At 69.9% G+C, this 16,605-nt stretch carries 20 protein-coding genes; 14 read left to right on the top strand and 6 right to left on the bottom strand.

Going from position 1 to position 16,605, the window contains the following annotated elements; translation table 11 throughout:
• The first annotated feature begins 8 nt into the window (after positions 1–8).
• From AC1PZ7_RS03005 to AC1PZ7_RS02970, 8 genes are all read left to right on the top strand, one after another.
• Positions 9–506 carry a DUF2628 domain-containing protein gene (locus tag AC1PZ7_RS03005; RefSeq protein ID WP_482358039.1) on the top strand — a complete coding sequence of 166 codons (498 nt, stop codon included), beginning with the start codon at positions 9–11 and terminating at the stop codon, positions 504–506.
• Positions 503–1,165, top strand: a complete 663-nt coding sequence (gene hisH, locus AC1PZ7_RS03000; protein ID WP_482358038.1) for an imidazole glycerol phosphate synthase subunit HisH — start codon at positions 503–505, stop codon at positions 1,163–1,165. The genes AC1PZ7_RS03005 and hisH overlap by 4 nt, the downstream gene beginning before the upstream one ends.
• Entirely contained in the window at positions 1,162–1,896 is a 735-nt protein-coding gene (gene hisA, locus AC1PZ7_RS02995; protein ID WP_482358037.1) for a 1-(5-phosphoribosyl)-5-[(5-phosphoribosylamino)methylideneamino]imidazole-4-carboxamide isomerase, read from the top strand. The genes hisH and hisA overlap by 4 nt, the downstream gene beginning before the upstream one ends.
• A gap of 26 nt (positions 1,897–1,922) precedes the next feature.
• The gene (hisF, locus tag AC1PZ7_RS02990) at positions 1,923–2,708 is read left to right on the top strand and encodes an imidazole glycerol phosphate synthase subunit HisF (protein ID WP_482358036.1); all 786 of its coding nucleotides are present in this window, start codon (positions 1,923–1,925) and stop codon (positions 2,706–2,708) included.
• Positions 2,709–2,717: 9 nt separating this feature from the next.
• On the top strand, positions 2,718–3,065 hold the full coding sequence (locus tag AC1PZ7_RS02985; RefSeq protein ID WP_482358035.1) for a phosphoribosyl-ATP diphosphatase: 348 nt from the start codon (positions 2,718–2,720) through the stop codon (positions 3,063–3,065).
• 123 nt (positions 3,066–3,188) lie between these two features.
• Positions 3,189–4,148 carry a type I pantothenate kinase gene (gene coaA / locus AC1PZ7_RS02980; protein ID WP_482358034.1) on the top strand — a complete coding sequence of 320 codons (960 nt, stop codon included), beginning with the start codon at positions 3,189–3,191 and terminating at the stop codon, positions 4,146–4,148.
• Between the two features lie 112 nt (positions 4,149–4,260).
• On the top strand, positions 4,261–4,905 hold the full coding sequence (locus tag AC1PZ7_RS02975) for an alpha-ketoglutarate-dependent dioxygenase AlkB family protein (protein ID WP_482358033.1): 645 nt from the start codon (positions 4,261–4,263) through the stop codon (positions 4,903–4,905).
• 172 nt (positions 4,906–5,077) lie between these two features.
• Entirely contained in the window at positions 5,078–5,902 is an 825-nt protein-coding gene (locus tag AC1PZ7_RS02970) for a hypothetical protein (RefSeq protein ID WP_482358032.1), read from the top strand.
• Between the two features lie 79 nt (positions 5,903–5,981).
• Here the strand turns inward: AC1PZ7_RS02970 and grpE are convergent, their stop codons facing one another.
• Positions 5,982–6,602 (bottom strand): nucleotide exchange factor GrpE, encoded by a 621-nt coding sequence (gene grpE, locus AC1PZ7_RS02965; RefSeq protein ID WP_482358031.1) that lies wholly within the window; start codon positions 6,600–6,602, stop codon positions 5,982–5,984.
• An 82-nt stretch (positions 6,603–6,684) separates the two neighbouring features.
• Positions 6,685–7,785, bottom strand: coding sequence for a heat-inducible transcriptional repressor HrcA (gene hrcA, locus AC1PZ7_RS02960; RefSeq protein WP_482358030.1), 1,101 nt, complete (start codon positions 7,783–7,785; stop codon positions 6,685–6,687).
• A gap of 179 nt (positions 7,786–7,964) precedes the next feature.
• Here hrcA and rph point away from each other — a divergent pair, with 179 nt between their 5' ends.
• Genes rph through hemW form a run of 3 tightly spaced genes read left to right on the top strand, consistent with a single transcriptional unit; the run spans position 7,965 to position 10,502 of the window.
• Positions 7,965–8,678 carry a ribonuclease PH gene (gene rph / locus AC1PZ7_RS02955; protein WP_482358029.1) on the top strand — a complete coding sequence of 238 codons (714 nt, stop codon included), beginning with the start codon at positions 7,965–7,967 and terminating at the stop codon, positions 8,676–8,678.
• Positions 8,675–9,328, top strand: a complete 654-nt coding sequence (gene rdgB / locus AC1PZ7_RS02950; protein WP_482358028.1) for an RdgB/HAM1 family non-canonical purine NTP pyrophosphatase — start codon at positions 8,675–8,677, stop codon at positions 9,326–9,328. Before rph ends, rdgB begins: the two co-directional genes overlap by 4 nt.
• Positions 9,321–10,502: a radical SAM family heme chaperone HemW gene (gene hemW, locus AC1PZ7_RS02945; protein ID WP_482358027.1), complete on the top strand. Its 1,182-nt coding sequence runs from the start codon at positions 9,321–9,323 to the stop codon at positions 10,500–10,502. The genes rdgB and hemW overlap by 8 nt, the downstream gene beginning before the upstream one ends.
• Before the next feature lie 24 nt (positions 10,503–10,526).
• Here hemW and AC1PZ7_RS02940 read toward each other — a convergent pair whose 3' ends face one another.
• Positions 10,527–11,744 carry a penicillin-binding protein activator gene (locus AC1PZ7_RS02940; protein WP_482358026.1) on the bottom strand — a complete coding sequence of 406 codons (1,218 nt, stop codon included), beginning with the start codon at positions 11,742–11,744 and terminating at the stop codon, positions 10,527–10,529.
• Between the two features lie 226 nt (positions 11,745–11,970).
• Here AC1PZ7_RS02940 and rsmI point away from each other — a divergent pair, with 226 nt between their 5' ends.
• The 3 genes from rsmI to gshB all read left to right on the top strand — a co-directional run bounded on the left by rsmI (position 11,971) and on the right by gshB (position 14,304).
• Positions 11,971–12,876: a 16S rRNA (cytidine(1402)-2'-O)-methyltransferase gene (gene rsmI, locus AC1PZ7_RS02935; RefSeq protein ID WP_482358025.1), complete on the top strand. Its 906-nt coding sequence runs from the start codon at positions 11,971–11,973 to the stop codon at positions 12,874–12,876.
• Positions 12,869–13,231: a YraN family protein gene (locus AC1PZ7_RS02930; RefSeq protein ID WP_482358024.1), complete on the top strand. Its 363-nt coding sequence runs from the start codon at positions 12,869–12,871 to the stop codon at positions 13,229–13,231. Before rsmI ends, AC1PZ7_RS02930 begins: the two co-directional genes overlap by 8 nt.
• Positions 13,232–13,362: 131 nt before the next feature.
• Positions 13,363–14,304, top strand: a complete 942-nt coding sequence (gene gshB / locus AC1PZ7_RS02925; RefSeq protein ID WP_482358023.1) for a glutathione synthase — start codon at positions 13,363–13,365, stop codon at positions 14,302–14,304.
• Positions 14,305–14,395: 91 nt separating this feature from the next.
• Here gshB and AC1PZ7_RS02920 read toward each other — a convergent pair whose 3' ends face one another.
• The 3 genes from AC1PZ7_RS02920 to olsB all read right to left on the bottom strand — a co-directional run bounded on the left by AC1PZ7_RS02920 (position 14,396) and on the right by olsB (position 16,480).
• Positions 14,396–14,680, bottom strand: coding sequence for a BQ00720 family protein (locus AC1PZ7_RS02920; protein WP_482358022.1), 285 nt, complete (start codon positions 14,678–14,680; stop codon positions 14,396–14,398).
• A gap of 47 nt (positions 14,681–14,727) precedes the next feature.
• Positions 14,728–15,150: an Hsp20 family protein gene (locus AC1PZ7_RS02915; RefSeq protein WP_482358021.1), complete on the bottom strand. Its 423-nt coding sequence runs from the start codon at positions 15,148–15,150 to the stop codon at positions 14,728–14,730.
• A 250-nt stretch (positions 15,151–15,400) separates the two neighbouring features.
• Positions 15,401–16,480 (bottom strand): l-ornithine N(alpha)-acyltransferase, encoded by a 1,080-nt coding sequence (olsB, locus tag AC1PZ7_RS02910; RefSeq protein ID WP_482358020.1) that lies wholly within the window; start codon positions 16,478–16,480, stop codon positions 15,401–15,403.
• Positions 16,481–16,605: the final 125 nt, after the last annotated feature.

Here is a 16,605-nt window from a genome sequence, read left to right as displayed (position 1 = left end):
GATTTCGCATGGCGGTCTGGACGGTCTTCGAGCCCGGCGAGGTGGATGAGGCACGCACGACCCTTCGATGGGCCGACGGCTTCGTCTTCGTTCCCGAGCGCATGTCGTGGAGCGCGCTGGTGCTGGCGCCGCTGGTGCTGCTGCGCCACGGGCTCTGGCTGGCGCTGATCGCCTATCTGGTCGTCCAGGGCGGGCTGTTCGCCGCCATCCATGCGCTCGATCTCGATTCGACAGCCTTCGCGCTGCTGCTGGTGGCGAATGTCGCCGTCGCGGTGCAGCTGCCGGGGCTGCGCCACGCCAGGCTCGCGCTGCGCGGCTTCGAGGAGGCCGGCTGCGTGGTTGCCCCGACGCTCGAGGCCGCCGAACAGCGCTATTTCGATGCCCGCCTCGCCGGCACGTCGGCTCCGGTCCTGCCGCTGCCCGCTCCCGGCGCGGCGCGTGTGCATGCTCCGGCCCGGCGGGTGGAATCCACCGTGCTGGGCCTGTTTCCGGAGGCCAGCCGATGATCCCGCCCGCGCCCGTCGCCCTGATCGATTACGGCTCCGGCAATCTGCATTCGGCCGGCAAGGCGCTGGAGCGCGCCGCGCGCGAATCCGGCACCAACCGGACGGTGCTGGTGACGGCCGATCCCGAGGTCGTGCGCAACGCCGACCGCATCGTGCTGCCGGGGGTGGGCGCCTATGCCGATTGCCGGCGCGGCCTCGACGCCATTCCCGGCATGGTCGAGGCGCTCACCGAGGTGGTGATGGCGCGTGGCCGGCCGTTCCTCGGCATCTGCGTCGGCCTGCAGCTCATGGCGACGCGCGGGCTGGAGCATGGCGTGACACAGGGGCTGGGCTGGATCGAGGGCGACGTGGTCAAGATCGAGCCGACCGACCCGGCGCTGAAGATCCCGCATATGGGCTGGAATTCGCTGGACATGGCGCGCCCGCATCCGATCCTCGACGGCATTCCCACCGGCGAGGGCGGGCTCGACGCCTATTTCGTCCATTCCTATCATCTCAACGCCGCGCGGCCGGACGATGTGATCGCAACGACCTCCTATGGCGGGTCCATCACCGCGGCGGTCGGCCGCGACAACATCGCCGGAACGCAGTTTCATCCTGAGAAGAGCCAGCGCCTCGGCCTCGCCCTGCTCGCCAATTTCCTGAAATGGACGCCGTGATCCTCTTTCCCGCCATCGATCTCAAGGAAGGCAAGTGCGTGCGCCTGCAGCAGGGCGACATGGCGCGCGCCACCATCTTCAACCACGACCCCGCCCAGCAGGCCGCGCAGTTCGAGGCGCAGGGCTTCCGTTATCTCCACATCGTCGATCTCGACGGCGCCTTCGCCGGCCAGCCGGTGAACGCTGCTGCGGTGGAGCGCATTCTCGAGGCGGTCGGCATGCCGGTGCAGCTCGGCGGCGGCATACGCGACCTCGCCCGCGTCGAGGACTGGCTGGAGAAGGGCATCACCCGCGTCATCCTCGGCACCGCGGCGGTGCGCGACCCGGCCTTCGTGAAGGAGGCGGCGCGCCGCTTCCCCGGCCGCGTGGCGGTCGGGCTCGACGCCAAGGACGGGCGCGTGGCGGTGGAAGGCTGGGCGGAAACCTCCGACCTCACCGCGCTGGAACTGGCGCAGCGCTTCGAGGATGCCGGCGTTTCCGCCATCATCTACACCGACATCGCCCGCGACGGCCTGCTCAAGGGCCTCAATCTCGACGCCACCATCGCGCTGGCCGAGGCGATTTCGATTCCCGTCATCGCCTCCGGCGGGCTCGCCTCGCTCGACGATGTGAAGGCGCTGCTGGAGCCGCGCGCGGCAAAGCTTGAAGGCGCCATCACCGGCCGCGCGCTCTATGATGGGCGACTGGATCCCCGCGCGGCGCTGGCGCTGGTCGCCGGGCTGCCGGCATGAAAAACGCATCCGCTCGTGGGGATTCCATGCTCAAGGTTCGCGTCATCCCCTGCCTCGACGTCAAGGACGGCCGGGTCGTCAAGGGCGTGAAGTTCGTCGACCTGCGCGATGCCGGCGATCCGGTCGAGGCGGCCAAGGCCTATGACGCCGCCGGCGCCGACGAATTGTGCTTCCTCGACATCACCGCCAGCGTCGAGGCGCGCAGCACGCTGATCGACGTGGTCAGCCGCACCGCCGAGCAGTGCTTCATGCCGCTCACCGTCGGTGGCGGCGTGCGCACGGTGGAGGATATCCGCGCCCTGCTCAATGCCGGCGCCGACAAGGTGTCGATCAACACGGCGGCGGTGAACCGCCGCGACTTCGTGCGCGAGGCCGCCGAGAAATTCGGCGAGCAGTGCATCGTCGTCGCCATCGACGCCAAGAAGGTCTCCGGCGAGGGCGAGCCCGACCGCTGGGAGATCTTCACCCATGGCGGGCGCAACCGCACCGGCATCGACGCGGTGGAATATGCCCGGGAAGTCGTGGCGCTCGGCGCCGGCGAGATCCTGCTCACCTCGATGGACCGCGACGGCACCGGAGAGGGCTTCGACCTCAAGCTCACCCGGGCGATTTCCGACGCCGTGAAGGTGCCGGTCATCGCCTCGGGGGGCGTGGGCACGCTGGACCATCTGGTCGACGGCATCCGCGAGGGCGGCGCCTCGGCGGTGCTGGCGGCCTCGATCTTTCATTTCGGCACCTTCACCATCGGTGCCGCCAAGCAGCGCCTCGCCGAGGCCGGGCTTCCGGTCCGTCTCGGCGGCGGCGACGTCTGAGGAAACCCCATGGCTGAGCACATGCCGTCCGGCCCCGCGCGGGTCGATCTCGACGACCTCGCCGCCGTCGTCGCCCGTCGTGCGGCCGGCGAGGGCGAAGCGTCCTACACGCGCACACTCATCGCCAAGGGCGTCGCCAAATGCGCCCAGAAGCTGGGCGAGGAAGCGGTCGAGACCGCGCTCGCCGCCGTCGGCACCGATACCAAAGCCGTCATATCGGAGACCGCCGATCTTCTCTACCATCTGGTCGTGCTGCTTCAGGCGCGCGGCGTTTCCCTGGAAGACGTCTATGCGGAACTGGGTCGTCGGACGGGCCAGTCCGGCATCGAGGAGAAGGCTTCCCGCCCGAAAGGCTGAGGGAGCCGCGATCGCCCCGACCGGCGCCCGCCGGCGGTGCCGTATCACTCCGCGTTACAAAGTGGTATACGGTCGACCAACGCTTGGCGCTTCCAATGTCCAGGCGAGCCGGGAAACGCTGCCATGGATCTGAAGCTCGACGGAGCGGGGCTGTCGCCCTTCCGCAATTTCAGCCGCGCCGAATGGGCGGCGCTGCGTGCCGACACGCCCCAGCCGCTGCAATCGGAGGAGATCCAGCGCTTGCAGGGTCTCAACGACCGGCTGTCGATGCGGGAGATCGAGGAGATCTACCTGCCACTGTCGCGGCTGCTGTCGATCTATGTCGGGGCGACGCAGAAGCTGTTCCGGCAGATGCAGAAATTCCTCGGCCCCGAGCAGAACGGCAAGATGCCCTACATCATCGGCGTCGCCGGCTCGGTGGCGGTGGGCAAGTCCACCACGGCGCGCGTGCTGCAGGCGCTGCTGGCGCGCTGGCCGAACACGCCGAAGGTCGCCCTCGTCACCACTGACGGCTTCCTGCTGCCCAATGCCGTGCTGGAGCAGGAAGGGCTGATGGGGCGCAAGGGCTTCCCGGAAAGCTACGACCTGCCGGCGCTGCTGCATTTCCTCACCGACATCAAGGCCGGCCGCCGGCCGGCGCGGGCGCCGGTCTACAGCCATTTCAACTACGACGTGACGCCTAACGCCACGGTCGAGGTCGACCAGCCGGACATCCTCATCGTCGAGGGGCTGAACGTGCTGCAGACCAGCCGCCCGCCCAAGGACGGCAAGGGCATTCCCTTCGTCTCCGACTTCTTCGACTTCAAGATCTACATCGACGCCGACGAGACGATCCTGGAGCGCTGGTATGTCGAGCGCTTCATGCAGCTGCGCGAGACCGCCTTCCGCGACCCGAAGGCCTATTTCCATCGCTATTCGAGCCTGACCGACGCGGAGGCGGACGCCACCGCCCGTTCGATCTGGCACTCGATCAACCTGCTGAACCTGCGCGAGAACATCCTGCCAACCCGCCAGCGCGCCGACCTGATCCTGCGCAAGGGTGGCGACCATGAGGTCGAGGTGGTGTCGCTGAGGAAGCTGTGAAAGGGATCGGGCGTCATTGCGGAGCGGCCGCGGGCCGCATCCGGGATCGCGTTCACGGCGGAGAACGATCCCGACTCTCCGCTTCGCACCGGCCGGGATGACGGATGAAAGCATGACCTTGCCCGTCGAAATCGTGCCCGGCTGCCTGTACTGGCCCGGCTGGCTCGACCGGGCGGGGCAGGAGGCGCTGGCCGACGAGCTGCGGCAGCTGCTGGTGCGTGCGCCGCTCTTTGCCCCGCGCATGCCGCGCACCGGCAAGCCGTTCTCGGTGCGGATGTCCAATTGCGGGCCGCTCGGCTGGGTGTCGGACCAGGCCGGCTATCGCTACCAGCCGACCCATCCTGAGACTGGCGAGCCCTGGCCGCCCATGCCGGCTGTGCTGCTGGCCGCCTGGGACGAACTCGCCGGCACCGTGCTGAGGCCGCAGGCCTGCCTGATCAACTGGTACGCGCCGGGCGCCCGCATGGGGCTGCACCAGGACCGCGACGAGGAGGAGTTCGCCGCGCCGGTGCTCTCGCTCTCGCTCGGCGACACGGCGCTGTTCCGCATCGGCGGCACCGCGCGCAGCGATCCCACGCGCTCGATCCGCCTCGCCTCGGGCGACGCGCTGCTGCTCTCCGGCCCCTCGCGCCTCGCCTTCCACGGCATTGATCGCATTCTGCCCGACAGCTCGACCTTGCTGAAGCAGCCCGGTCGCATCAATCTGACGTTACGGCGGGTGCATCGTGGCGAGGCGAGCGAAATTCCGCCTTGTTGAGCCCGCAGAAAAGGCGAAGTTCCGGCTCCCTGAACGTGAAGGATTGCGAATGCGCCTTGTTTTTCGTGTTGCCGCCGCCGCCATTATTTCCCTTCTAGCCCTCGGACTTCCCGTTTCCGCGCAAGTCGTTTTTCCCAATGAGGGCACGATCGGCCTGGTTCCGCTGCAGGGGATGAGCGAAATTCCGGGCGTGCCGGGCTTCCAGGACCGCGCCGCCAAGGCGTCGATCCTCATTCTCGAAATGCCGAAGCCGGCCTTCCAGGAGATCGCCACCCATTTCGCGCCGGAAGAGCTGCAGAAGCAGGGCGTGACGGTCGAGGAGCGCCGCGACGTCGAGCTCGCCGACGGCGTGAAGGCCCTGCTGCTCAAGGGCTACCAGACGGTCGGCGCCGTCGCGCTGAAGAAGTGGATCCTGGTCGCTGGCGGCAAGGAACAGACCGGCATGGTGACGGTGCAGTTCCCGGAGGCCGCCTCTGCCACCTATTCGGACAAGGCGGTCGAACAGTCGCTCAAGACCGTGGTGTTCCGCGCCCCGCCGAGCACGCAGGAGCTGCTCGCCCGCCTGCCCTTCAAACTCGGCGACCTCAAGAGCTACAGCGTCCTGAAGGTGCTCGGCACCAGCGCTGTGCTGCTGACCAAGAGCGAGAAGGGGGAGCCGGATCCGGACAGCCAGTCCTTCTTCATCGTCGCGGCCGGCCCGGGTGAGATCCGCGAGGACGAGCGCGAGGCCGTCGCCAAGCGGGCGATCGCCAGCGTTCCCGGCATCAAGGAGCTGCGGGTGGATCGCGGCGGTCCGCTGCGCATCGGCGGCCAGCCCGGCTTCGAGGTGATCGCCAGCGCGCTCGACATGAAGAACGGCAAGCCGGTCAAGGTGGCGCAATGGCTGCGCTTCGGGCGTTCCGGCTATCTGCGCATGGTCGGGGTGGCACCGGCGGAGAATTTCGACGCCGATTTCAGCGCCATGCGCGCTCTGCGCGACAGCATCGAGATGCGCTGAGGATCACGAGGCCCCGCAGAGGGGCCTCGTCGTTCCGGGGCCTCGTCATTTCGGGGCTTCGTCGCTTCGGGACCGGCCGTCAGCCCTCGGTGCCGGTGGTCTCGGCCGGCGCGGCCTTCGGTCCGCCCTTCGAGACGCCGACCAGAGCCGGGCGCAGCACGCGCTCGCCGAGCTTGTAGCCGGGCTGGATGACCTGCACGACGGTGCCGGAGGGCACCTCGGCATTGGGCACCTCGAACATCGCCTGGTGCTGGTTCGGGTCGAACTTCGTGCCTTCCGCCTCGATGCGCGAGACGCCGTGCTTGCCGAGCGTCTGCGTCAGCGCCCGGCCGGTGAGGTCGATGCCGTCGAGCAGCGTCTTCAGCGTGCCTTCGGCCTTCTCGCGGGCCTCGGCGTCGATAGCGCCCAGCGCCCGCTCGAAATCGTCGGCGACGGTCAGGATGTCGCGGGCGAAGCCGGTGATGCCGTAGACCTTGGCGTCGGCCACCTCGCGCTCGGCGCGGCGGCGCACATTGTCGGCCTCCGCGAAGGCGCGCAGGAACTTGTCCTTGAGCGTGGCGATCTCTGCCTCCAGCCGCTCCTTTTCGGCCGCGAACTGGGCGGCGAGGTCGTCCGCTGCCGCCGGTGCGCCATCCTCCACGCCGGGAGTCTGCGCCGCCATGTCGGGCTGGTCGGCCGGATTGCGGTTCTCGTCGCTCATAAGCACCTCGTCGGGAGATTGGATTTGTCCGCGGGACGATGTCGCGCGGACGCCCGCCATATCGGGTCGCGCAAGGGAAAAATCAAGCCGCGTCAATCCCCGGACCGCCCAGTACGCGGCTGACCACGCGGGCGGTGAAGTCGACCATGGGGACGATGCGGGCATAGTTCAGCCGCGTCGGGCCGATCACCCCGAGCACGCCGACCACCCGGCCCTGCCCGTCGCGATAGGGTGCGACGATGGTGGAGGAGCCGGACAGCGAGAACAGCTTGTTCTCCGAGCCGATGAAGATGCGCAGCCCCTGCGCGCCCTCGGCGCGTCCGAGCAGGTCCACCACTTCCTGCTTGGCCTCGAGATCGTCGAACAGCAGGCGCACGCGTTCCAGGTCCTCGATCGCCCTGAGATCGTGCAGCAGCCGGGTCTGGCCGCGCACGATGAGGCGCCGTTCCGCCTTCTCGCCGCCGGACCAGCTTGCCAGCCCGGTCTCGACCACCCGCGCCGTGACCTCGTCGAGCTCGGCGCGGCGGGCGGCGAGGGTGCGCTCCACCTCGTCGCGCAGTTCCGCCAGCGTGCGCCCGCGCGTCAGCGAGCTCAGGAAATTGGTCGCCTCGACCAGTGCCGAGGAGGGCAGCCCCTTGGGCAGCTGAACCAGCCGGTTCTCCACCTCGCCATCCTCGGAGACGAGGATGAGCAGCGCCCGGCTGGCGTCGAGCGGCACGAATTCGATGTGCTTGAGACGCGCGTCGGTCTTGCTGGCGGTGACGACGCCGGCGCCGCGCGACAGGCCGGAGAGCAGGTTCGAGGCCTCGGCCAGCACGCCGTCCACGGTCTGGGCACGGGCGGCGGCCTGCACCTGCGTCTCGATCGAATTGCGCTCGTCCTCGGAGACGTCGCCGATCTCCAGCAGCGCGTCGACGAAGAAGCGCAGGCCGCGCTCGGTCGGCAGGCGCCCGGCGCTGGTGTGCGGGGCATAGATCAGGCCCGCCGCTTCGAGATCCGCCATCACGTTGCGCACCGAGGCGGGCGACAGCATCATCGGGATCAGCCGCGAGATGTTGCGCGAGCCGGCGGGCTCGCCTGTCGCGAGATAGGTCTCGACGATCTGGCGGAAGATTTCGCGCGAGCGCTCGTCGAGCCGGGCGAGCTGCGGCGCGGTGGCGGACAGCAGTGGATCGAGGGGCATTGCCTGACCTGTCGTTCCTTGAGGCTCGCCGAATACGGCGCCGCCCTATTATCTCGGCAATCGTGCGCCATGTTCAAGCGAGCGCCGGCGCTCCGGCGGCGATTGCGCCGGCGGCGTGCCGCCCTTACAAGGGCCGGCCGGACGGGTTGTGCCGTCCCGTCCTTCAGGAGACCTGCCGCATGCGTCCTTCCCGCCGCCTTCCCGACGAGATGCGGGCTGTCAGCTTCGAGCGCGGCGTGCTGCGCCATGCCGAGGGTTCCTGCCTGGTGAAGTTCGGCGAGACCCATGTGCTCGTGGCAGCCACGCTGGAAGAGCGCCTGCCGCCCTGGCTGAAGGGGCAGGGCCGCGGCTGGGTGACGGCCGAATACGGCATGCTGCCGCGCGCCACCCATGAGCGCACGCGCCGCGAGGTGACGACCGGCAAGCCTTCCGGCCGCACCCAGGAGATCCAGCGCCTGATCGGCCGCTCGCTGCGCGCCGTGGTCGACCTCGAGAAGCTCGGCGAGCGCCAGATCACCATCGATTGCGACGTGATCCAGGCCGATGGCGGTACCCGCACCGCCTCCGTCACCGGCGCCTGGATCGCACTGCATGACTGCCTGAGCTGGATGAAGTCGCGCGGCATGCTGCCGACCATTCCGCTGCGCGACAATCTCGCCGCCGTCTCCTGCGGCATCGTCGACGGCGAGCCGCGCCTCGACCTCGACTATGCCGAGGATTCGGAGGCCCATGCCGACGTCAACTTCGTGATGACCGGCTCGGGCGGCTTCGTCGAGGTGCAGGGCACGGCCGAGAAGACGCCGTTCACCGAGGATGAGTTCAACGCCATGCTCGGCCTCGCCCGCAAGGGCATCGGCAAGCTGGTCGACCTGCAGAAGCTGGCGGTGTCATGAGCCAGGAGCAGCCGCGCCGCCTCGAGGGCCGCATCGTCATCGCCACGCATAACCCCGGCAAGCTGGAGGAAATGCGCGGCCTGCTCGCGCCCTATGGCGTCGAGGCGGTGTCGGCTGGCGAGCTTGAGCTGCCGGAGCCGGATGAGACCGGCCTCACCTTCGCCGAGAATGCCCGCATCAAGGCGGTTTCCGCCGCGAAGGCGTCCGGCCTGCCGGCCTTCGCCGACGATTCCGGCCTGTGCGTGGACGCGCTCGGCGGCGCGCCGGGGCTCTACACCGCGCGTTGGGCGGGGCCCGAGAAGGACTTCATGGCGGCGATGACCCGCGTCGAGGAGGAGCTGCGCGATGCCGGCGCCGAGCTGCCGGACCTGCGCCGCGGCTATTTCATCTCCGCGCTCTGCCTCGCCTGGCCGGACGGCCATGTCGAGGATTTCGAGGGTGTGGTGCACGGCACGCTGGTCTGGCCGCCGCGCGGCCCGGCCGGTTTCGGCTACGATCCGATGTTCCAGCCTGACGGGCATGAGCGCACCTTCGGCGAGATGACCGGCGCCGAGAAGCATGGCCTGCCGCCGCTCGGGCGCGGCCTGTCGCACCGTGCCCGCGCCTTCATGGCGCTGGCGCAGGCCTGTCTCGGGGCGACGTTTGACTGAACGGGCGCAGTGGCCGGCTCCGCCGCCGGCGGACCCCGGCTTCGGCGTCTATGTGCATTGGCCGTTCTGCAAGGCCAAGTGCCCCTATTGCGACTTCAACTCGCATGTTCGCCATACGCCGCCGGACCAGGCGCGCTTCGTCGCCGCCTTCAAGGCCGAGATCGCCCATACGCGGGAACGCATCGGCCAGCGGCGCACCCAGAGCGTGTTCTTCGGCGGCGGCACCCCCTCGCTGATGGAGCCGGCGACCGTCGGGGCGATCCTCGATGCGATCAATGACGCCTGGCCCCTCGACGCCCGCGCCGAGGTGACGCTGGAGGCCAACCCGACCAGCGTCGAGGCCGGTCGCTTCCGCGGCTACCGCGCGGCCGGCGTCAACCGCGTTTCGCTCGGCGTGCAGGCGCTGGACGACGCCGCGCTGAAGGCGCTCGGCCGCATGCACACGGCGCAGGAGGCGCTGGGCGCGGTGGCGGTGGCGCGGGCCGCCTTCGAGCGCGTGTCCTTCGATCTCATCTATGCCCGCCCGGACCAGCGCCCGGAAGACTGGGCGCGGGAGCTCGCCCGTGCCATCTCGGAGGGCTGCGAGCATCTTTCGCTCTACCAGCTCACCATCGAGGACGGCACGCCCTTCGCCGCGCTCCACCGCGCCGGCCGGCTGATCGTGCCGGACGGCGACGTCGCCCGCGCGCTGTGGGACGTGACGCAGGAGACGACGCTGGCGGCCGGACTTCCCGCCTACGAGATTTCCAATCATGCCCGGCCGGGGGCGGAAAGCCGGCACAATCTGCTCTACTGGCGCTACGGCGAATATGCCGGCATCGGGCCGGGCGCGCATGGCAGGCTGGATACGCCGGAGGGGCGTGTCGCCACCGCGACCGAGCGCGGGCCGGAGCCATGGCTTGGCCGGGTCGAGGCGGCGGGCCACGGCGTTGTCGAGGACGAGCCGCTGACCCGCGCCGCGCAGGCCGACGAATATCTGCTGATGGGGCTGCGCCTGTCCGAAGGCATCGACCGCGCGCGTTTCGCCCGCCTGGCGGGGCGCGACTTCGATCCCGCCCGCCTCGATGCGCTGCTGGCGGAAGGCATGGTCGAGATCCTGCCCGGCGACCGGCTGCGGGCGACCGCCCTCGGCCTGCCGGTGCTCGACGCCATCGTCGCCGACCTGGCGGCGTGAGCATTCGCCATCAGGGTCGAGGGGTCACCCCTGCGCGAAGCTGCGCGGGGCGGGGCTGACGATCTGCGTCGTGCCGCCGGAAATCTGCATCACCGCGAGGCCGCGCTGGTTGGTGCCGTCGGAGCGGAAGCGGAAGATGCCGTCGACGCCCGAGAAGCCGGACGGATTCTGGATCGCCGCGTCGGTGATGCCGGCCTCGCCAAAATTGCCGACCAGCGCCGCCATCAGCGACACCGCGTCGTGCGAGAGGGTGGCGGTGCGCACCGGCTCCCGGCCGAAACGGGCGCGGTAGCGCGCCGCGAAGGCGCGGAAGCCGGCGGGATCGGGCGCCGCGAAGATGCCGCCATTGACCGATGGGTTGGCGAACAGCTTGGGATCGTCCCACAGCCCGGTGCCGATGAGCTGCTTGCCGGTGAGGTTGACCCCGGAGGCAGCCATGGCCTGCAGGATCTGCGGCACCACGTCGGCGGCGTCGGGCAGGAAGACCGCGTCCGCCTGCACGGTGGAGCCGGCGAGGCGGCGCGCGGCCTCGGCATATTGGCCGGGTGCGTAGCGCTCCAGCCCGACGACGCGCCCGCCCACCGCCGGCACGGTCTCGCGCAGGGCGGCTTCCACCACCGAGCCATAGGCATTGTCGGGCACCAGCCCGACGAAGGAGCGCCGGCCGGTGGAGGCGGCGTAGCGCACGGCGCGCTCGACGTCGGTCTGCGGCAGGAAGCTGAGCAGATAGACGCCCTGGGTGGCGACGTTGGTGTCGGTGGAGAAGCCGACCAGCGGCACGCCGCGCTGGCGCGCGACCTGCCCGGCGGCGGCGACCGAATGAGCGAAGAGCGGGCCGATGATGGCGCGCGCGCCTTCGTCGAGGGCCTGCTGGGCGGCCGCCTGCGCCCCCGGGCCGGTGCCGCCGTCATCCTTGACGATGAGACGGATGCGGGCACCGGCGAATTCGGACAGCGCCAGCTCGGCCGAATTGCGCAGCGACTGCGCCACCGCGCCGGCATTGCCGCTGGCGCCCAGTGGCAGGATGAGCCCGATGGGCGTGCCGACGCCGAGGCCGGCATTCGGATCGGGCGGCAGTTCCGGCATGGGCAGCGAGGCCTGCGGGGCGCCGACATCCGGTCCGGACGAGCAGGCCGCCAGCGTCGCCGCGCCGGCCATCACCAGGAAGCCGCGCCGCGTGGCACGGCCGCCGCGCCGCGTGCGGCGGGTCTCGGTCGGCGCGGGGATGTGCGTGTCGCTCATCGCGCTGTGCGTTCGGCTCGGATCCTGCGCCTGCCACCCTGGCCGACGTCGCGTTTCCCTTTTTAGGACGGTCGGACTCGCCCTGTCACCTCGTCGCGCGGCCGGCGGGCCGCAATGGCCGACATATCCACGCGTTCGGCCGGCTGCACGCCGCTCCGCACGCCGCTCCGGCTCGCTGCACGCGGCGCATGACGCGGCGGACGGCGGCCTCTAGGATGGCGCGATCATGACATCTCCTCCCGACACGCCCCGCCCCCGTACCTTCCGCATCGGCGCGCACAGCTTCTCCGCTCCGCGACCCGAGAGCGGGCTCCATATCGTCGCGACGCCGATCGGCAATCTCGGCGACGTCACCCTGCGGGCGCTGGAAACGCTGGCCGCGGCCGACGTCATCGCCTGCGAAGACACGCGCGTCACCCGCCGCCTGCTGGATCGTTACGGAATCGAAACACACCTCGTCGCCTATCACGACCACAATGCCGAACAGATGCGCCCGCGCCTTCTCGCCCGCCTGGCCGAGGGCGCGGTGGTGGCGCAGGTGTCCGACGCCGGCACGCCGCTGGTGTCCGATCCCGGCTACAAGCTGGTGGCGGCGGCGATCGAGGCCGGCCACCGCGTCATCCCGCTGCCGGGCGCCTCGGCGAGCCTTGCCGCGCTGGTGGCCGCGGGGCTGCCGACCGACCGCTTCTTCTTCGAGGGCTTCCTGCCGCCCAAGAGCGGCGCCCGCCGCACCCGCATCAGCGAATTGAAGACGCTGCCGGCGACGCTCATCCTCTATGAATCCGGGCCGCGCCTGCCCGAGAGCCTGGCCGATCTCGCTGCCGGGCTGGGACCGCGACCGGCGGCGGTGTGCCGCGAGCTTACCAAGACCTTCGAGGAGGCGCGGCGCGGCCCGCTCGACGCCCTCGCCGCCCATTACGCGGACCTCGGTCCGCCCAAGGGCGAGATCGTGCTGGTCGTCGCGCCGCCGCAGCCGGCGGAATCGTCCGAGGCCGACCTCGACGCGGCGTTGAAGACGGCGCTGGCCAGTCTCTCGATTAAGGACGCGGCGGCGGCGGTGGCGACCGCGACGGGCCTGCCCCGGCGCTCCGTCTATGCCCGCGCCCTCGCGCTGCAGGCTGGCAATGAGTGAGGTTCGGCGCGCCGCCTTCGCGCGGGGGATCGACGCAGAGGCCGCCGCCGCCGCGCTGTTCGAGCGTGACGGCTTCACCGTTCTGGCGCGGCGCGTGCGCACGCCGCGCGGCGAGATCGACCTCGTGGCGCGACGCGACGGGCTTCTCGTCTTCATCGAGGTGAAGGCGCGTTCCAGTCTTCATTCCGCTGCCGAATCGATCCTGCCGCGCCAGCGCCGGCGCATCGCCGGGGCGGCGGAGATCTTCCTCGCCCGCAACCCGGAACTCGCCGGGCTCGACATGCGGCTCGACGTGGTGCTGGTCGCGCCGAACGGCCCGCCAGTGCACCTGCCCGGCGCCTTCGAGGCGGAATGAGGGTTGCGCCGCCGGCGCCTCACCCGCGCCTCACCCGTGGCGCGGCGGGCCGCGAGGGACTAAACAGGAAACCGAATGCCGCCCGCCGGCACCCCGCCCCGCGGCTCCCTCATGACTGAGACGGACTTTCCATGAGCCTCAACGTCGCCGTCCAGATGGACCCGATCGACCGCATCAACATTGCGGGCGATTCCGCCTTCGCGCTGCTGCTGGAAGCACAGGCGCGCGGGCACGCGCTGTCCTACTACACCACCGACCGCCTCGCGATGCGCGACGGCGAGGTGTTCGCCACCGTGCAGCCGCTGGAAGTGCGCGACGTGAAGGGCGATCATTTCTCGCTCGGCGAGGCGAAGCGCGTGCGCCTCGACAGCTTCGACGTGATCCTGATGCGCCAGGATCCGCCCTTCGACCTGAACTACATCACCGCCACGCATCTGCTGGAGCGCATCCATCCCAAGACGCTGGTGGTGAACGACCCGGCCCATGTGCGCAACGCGCCGGAGAAGATCTTCGTCACCGAGTTCCCCGACCTGATGCCGCCGACGCTGATCACCCGCGATCTCGAGGAGATCAAGGCGTTCCGCGAGGAGTTCGGCGACATCGTCGTCAAGCCGCTCTACGGCCATGGCGGCGCTTCGGTGTTCCGCCTCACCCGCGACGACCTCAATTTCGGCTCGCTCTACGACCTGTTCGCCGTCACCTTCCGCGAGCCCTGGGTGGTGCAGCGCTTCATCCCCGAGGTGAAGCACGGCGACAAGCGCATCATCCTGGTCGACGGCGTCTTCGCCGGCGCGGTCAACCGCGTGCCGAGCGAAGGCGACCTGCGCTCCAACATGGTGCGCGGCGGGGCGGCGAAGGAGACCGACCTGACGGCGCGCGAGCGCGAGATCTGCGAGCGGCTGGGGCCGGCGCTGCGCGCGCGGGGCCTGCTCTTCACCGGCATCGACGTGATCGACGGCAATCTCACCGAGATCAATGTCACCGCGCCGACCGGCCTGCGCGCCATCCGCCGGCTTGGCGGGCCGAACATCGCGGAGACGATCTGGGACATGATCGAAGCCAAGCGGCGCTGAGGGACGACGGGGATCGTTCCGGATCCAGAACGAGAACGGCATCGCCTCGGTTTCGAGACGGTGCCGCGTGTCGTCAGCAAGTTCGGTGGGGTTAGTGGACGCTGAGCGTCACCAGCTCGTTCTGCATCGCGCTGGCGAGGGCCGCTTCGCGGCTGTCGGTCAGCATCATCGGCGTGCCGTCGGCGGCATGCAGGGTGAACAGCGTCAGCCCCGGCGCGAGGCGCGCCTGCGGAAACAGCTCGGCCGCCTCCTCGGAGCGAATCGTGCGCACATAGGCGATGTGGCCGCCGCCGAGATTGGCGAAGGCTTCCGGCGTCAGGGCGCCGGCCAGCGCAGAACCGGCGGAACCGGGGTCGATGTGGAATTCGTTGGTCATGGTCCGCGACTCCTTTTCGCAGCTGTCGAGACCGGCTTCGGGCTCCCTCATTCGTCGCTCGCTATGGCGATACGCCGAACGATGCGTTCCGGTTCCGGCCGGACCAGGTCGACCGAGAGAAGGCCGTTCTTCAGGTCGGCACCCAGAACCCGCATGCCATCGGCCAGCACGAAGGTGCGCTGGAACTGACGGGCGGCGATGCCACGGTGAAGAAACACCCGCTCCGGCTCCTCGGCCTGGCGGCCGCGGATGACGAGCTCCTTTTCCTCCACCGTCACCTCGAGCTGTTCCCGGGTGAAACCGGCAACGGCCAGGGTGATGCGGAGTCTCTCCGGCTGGTCCGGGGGAATCACCCGCTCCACATTGTAGGGCGGATAACCGTCCGAACCTTTCATGACCCGGTCGAGCGCCCGCTCGACCTCGTCAAAGCCGAGCAGGAAGGGGCTCGACAGCGAGGGAATACGCGACATGCTCCCAAAGTCCTCGTCTAGAAGCGACTTTGTGTGATGGGACCCGGTGAAGGCATCCCGTTGCGCTAGGATATGGGCGAAGGGGACGGGGTGCGCAAGGCAGGCCGGCGCGGCGGCGCGAAAAGGCCGTGCGCGATCGAATGGCCGGGCTAATGCGAAAACCTTGGGGGTACGGGGCGGCGGCGGACCACGCCGCGACCGGCGCAGCGGATCGCGGCGCGCATCGGTGTCACCAGCGATGGGGACGGGTTCAGGCGGCGTGACGCTCGCCATTCACCCCGAAATGATCGAGATAGCGCGGGCTGATGCGCTCGACCGGCAGCACGATCAGCACGTCGGTGGTGCCGAACTGGCGGTCGATGACGGCGCCGCGGCCGATCTGCGCGCCCAGGCGCAGATAGCCCTTGATGAGCGGCGGCAGCTCGGCGAGCGCCGCCTTGGCGTCGAGCGCTTCCACCGCCATCAGGTCCATCGCGGTGGCGCGGGGCGCCAGCGCGTTCGCCGACCATTCCGGATCGGTCGGCGCGAAATGGTGCAGGAAGGCGAGCGGGCGGGCGAGCTTGTGCGGATCGACGCCTTCCAGGCTGGCGCAACCGAACATCACGTCGATGCCGTGGCGGCGCACATAGGCCCAGATGCCGTGCCAGAGCAGCTCCACCGTGCGCTTGTTGCGGTAGGAGGCGAGCACGCAGGAGCGGCCGAGCTCCAGAAAACGCCGGTTCGGGTGACGCGCCAGCAGGGGCGCGATGTCGAACTCGCCGGCGGTGTAGAAGCCACCATGGCGCGCGGCGATCTCCTGCCGCAGCAGGCGGTAGGTGCCGACCACGCGCGGCACGCGCCGGCCGCGCACCGTGCTGCAGGAATCGTGGTCGAGCACCAGGAGGTGGTCGCAGAAGCTGTCGAAGGCGTCGAAATCGCGCCGCGCCAGGCGCATGGCGGCGGCCGGCGCGGCCGACATCTCCTGGTAGAAGACCTCGTAGCGCAGGCGCTGGGCGCGCCGCACATCGGCCGCCGTGACCGCGAGGCGGACTTCCAGCGCGCCGATCCGCCCGAGCGTCACCGGGCCGCGCTCGCCCCGGCTTGCGCGATGGCGCAGACCCGAATAGGAGCGCAGCGCGGGCATGAAGCGCGAGGGCGTGAAGGCGGCGGGCACCAGCCGCAGCGGCGCGGGTGCCATGCCATGGTCGGGACCAGCCGATCCGGGCGTGAGGGATTTCAGCCGCGCCGGCGTGAAGAAGCTGCGCAGGGCCGCCAGCCCGGGAGCCGCATAGGCGGCAACGCGTGCGCCCGGTGGCGTTTCGACAGTCCCGTCGGCGAGCATCTGCGTCATGAACGGCCCCTCACCCTCATCGCATTATAGCCTTTTATGACAGGAATCACATTTCTCAGACGCTCATGTGACAGCGCGACCGCATGACGTTGCGCACGGTCGCGCCGGCCGCGGCTGCGAGAGGC

The organism is Ancylobacter sp. TW_SC_1 (genome assembly GCF_056836805.1).
This window is presented reverse-complemented; position numbering and strand designations above follow the sequence as displayed.